This window comes from Alysiella crassa DSM 2578 (genome assembly GCF_000745955.1).
GTDB lineage: Bacteria > Pseudomonadota > Gammaproteobacteria > Burkholderiales > Neisseriaceae > Simonsiella > Simonsiella crassa.
In genome coordinates this window covers 1-2,978 of the sequence record NZ_JQKH01000134.1, presented here as the reverse complement: position 1 = coordinate 2,978, position 2,978 = coordinate 1, and the positions used below count along the sequence as shown (strand labels likewise).

Sequence of the window (2,978 nt, the reverse complement as noted above, 5' to 3'; positions counted from 1 at the left end):
CCAAATGACTGAATAATTTAAATATTGTGGTGGATTTGGTGCGCACGGCGCACCCTACTGTTATTTTTGTCGTGTACTGAAAGGCAGCCTGAAAATAATCTTTCAGGCTGCCTGAATTTTTGCGTTACAATGCTACATGTGGTCTTGTTAAATTACGTTAATGAATGGAGTGTGAACCATGCAGTTGCATTTACTCAACAATCAAAAAGATGCCGCCCTTGCCGCCGATGCGGAATTTATGACCAATTCCTTGTACAAACTTTTGGCAAATCATGCCGATGAAATTGTACTGAACTCATTGAAATTATTGGCGCAAGCGCAAGACAGCAGCACGGTGGTTACCGAATTGCTGCCTTCTTTGTCGGACGAGCAAACGGAGAATTTAATTACCGCCGTGGGTATGTTTGCACAAATTTTAAATATTGCCGAAGACGTGCATCATGAGCGCCGCCGCATTGCCCACGAACACGAAGGCAGCCTGAAAACCGAAGGCAGCATTGCCGAAACCGTGAAAAAATTTCAACAACATGAATTAAACCAAAGCCATATTCAGGCTGCCTTAAATCGCACCCAAATCTGCGCGGTACTCACCGCCCACCCCACCGAAGTGCAACGCCAAGCCACGCTGATTTCCCATCGCAAAATCCGCGCTCTGTTGCCGCGCCGCGAATTGTGTCGCACCGCCGATGAATTGGCGGAATTGCAACGCGAAATGGACATTGTGTTACTCACACTTTGGCAAACCAGCGAGACACGTCATTTTAAAATCAGCGTAAACAGCGAAATCACCAATGGTGTCAATATTTTCCCGATGAGCTTTTTCCAAGCCTTGCCGAAATTTTATCGCAATATGGAAAAAGAATTTCAGGCTGCCTACCCACATATTTACATTCCCGATATTCTCAAAATTGGCGGCTGGATTGGTGGCGACCGAGATGGTAATCCTTTTGTGTCGGCAGAAACACTACGCGCCGCATTCACGCGCCACGCAGACGCGGCGTTCCGCCATTATCACCATGAATTAGAAACGCTGTATCAAGAATTGCCCTTGTCCATGCGCCGCGTGAAAATCAGCGATGGCGTGATGGTCTTGTCTGCCAAATCGCCCGACACCGATGTGGCGCGACAAGAAGAGCCATACCGCCGCGCCATTGCCTATATTTTGTCGCGCATGGTGGCGAAAGCCAGACAATTGGGCGTGGAATTGGCGTGCAAATACGGTGTGGGGCAACCCTATGAAACCATTTCCGAATTTTTGCATGACTTGACGGTTTTACAAACCAGTTTGGCGGAAAACGGTAGCGCGGTGTTGGCGAATGGGCGCATTGCCGACATTATTCGCACCGTGTCGGTGTGTGGTTTCCACTTAATGCCTTTGGATTTGCGCCAACACGCGGAAAAACATGAAAATGTGGTGGCAGAATTATTTGAACACGCGGGTTTGGAAGATTATTGCAGGCTGCCTGAAGCGGAAAAACAAGCGGTTTTATTACGCGAATTGCGTAGCCCACGCCCTTTGTTTAACCCGTTTATTCAATACAGCGATTTAACCAATTATGAATTAAACATTTTCCGCGAAGCCCATTTAATCAAACAACAATTTGGTGAACACGCCATTTCGCAAAGCATTATTTCCAATTGCGAACAGCCTAGCGATTTGCTGGCGTTGGCGTTGATTTTAAAAGAAACGGGTTTATTGACCGTACAAAATGGTAAACCTGTGTCGCGCATGAATATTGTGCCATTGTTTGAAACGATTGAGGCGTTGGCAAACGCTTGCCCAATTATGGAAGTGATGTTCTCAAATGAATGGTATCGTGAACTGGTTGCCAGCCGCGACAATATTCAGGAAATCATGTTGGGTTATTCCGACAGCAATAAAGACGGCGGCTACATCAGCAGCACATGGGGTTTGTACCAAGCAGAAATTGGGTTGGTGGACTTGTTTAATAAACACAATGTGAATATGCGCCTGTTCCATGGTCGCGGTGGCAGCGTGGGGCGTGGCGGTGGACCTTCTTATCAAGCGATTGTGGCGCAACCCGCAGGCAGCGTAGCAGGACAAATTCGCATTACCGAACAAGGAGAAGTCATCACCGCCAAATACGGCGACCCCAGCAATGCCACGCGCAATTTGGAAACGCTGGTATCGGCGACTTTGGAAGCCACGCTCTTGCCCGCCGTGCAAGACCCCGATGTGGATTTGATGAACGCGCTTTCCGCCAGCTCATTCAAACACTATCGTGCGCTGATTACGCGTGAAGGGTTTATTGACTATTTCTTGCAAACTAGCCCGATTGAGCAAATTGCCAGCCTGAATTTGGGCAGCCGCCCAGCCAGTCGCAAGACTTTGGCGCGGATTCAGGATTTACGCGCAATTCCATGGGTATTCTCGTGGACACAAAACCGTTTGATGTTGCCTGCGTGGTATGGTTTTGGCAGTGCGGTAAACGAGTTGTGCGAAAACGATGCGGCTTCGCTGAAAGCATTGCAGCAACACGCGCAGGATAATCCGTTTTTCCGCACCATGTTGTCCAATATGGAGCAGGTAATGGCGAAAACCGATATTACCCTTGCCGCCCACTACGCCGCTTTGAGCGAAGACCCACAACATGGCTCAGCGATTTTCGCGCAAATCAAAGCGGAATATCAGCGCAGCCGCCAAGCCTTATTGGATATTTTGCAAACCGAAGAATTGTTGATGGACAATCGTCCTTTGGCGCGGAGTTTGGCGTTGCGGATTCCGTATTTGAATGCTTTGGGTGGTTTGCAGGTTGCCTTGTTGCGCAAATTGCGTAAAGAGCCTGACAATCAGCACATTTTGCAAATGGTTCATCAAACGATTAATGGCGTGGCGCAAGGTTTGCGTAATACGGGTTAATGTTCAGGCTGCCTTTCAGTACACGACAACTACATGTAGGGTGCGTATTACGCACCGAAATTTCAATTATTTGAATGATTTGGTGCGTGGTACGCAC

General features: G+C 48.2%; 1 protein-coding gene. It reads left to right on the top strand.

Annotated elements, in window-relative coordinates:
* Positions 1–178 precede the first annotated feature (178 nt).
* Positions 179–2,881, top strand: a complete 2,703-nt coding sequence (ppc, locus tag Q338_RS12255; protein ID WP_034295934.1) for a phosphoenolpyruvate carboxylase — start codon at positions 179–181, stop codon at positions 2,879–2,881.
* The last annotated feature ends 97 nt before the right edge of the window (positions 2,882–2,978 follow it).

Excerpts from the sequence above, each read along its gene's own strand:
- ppc (WP_034295934.1), top strand. The coding sequence starts at position 179 with ATGCAGTTGCATTTACTCAACAATCAAAAAGATGCCGCCCTTGCCGCC.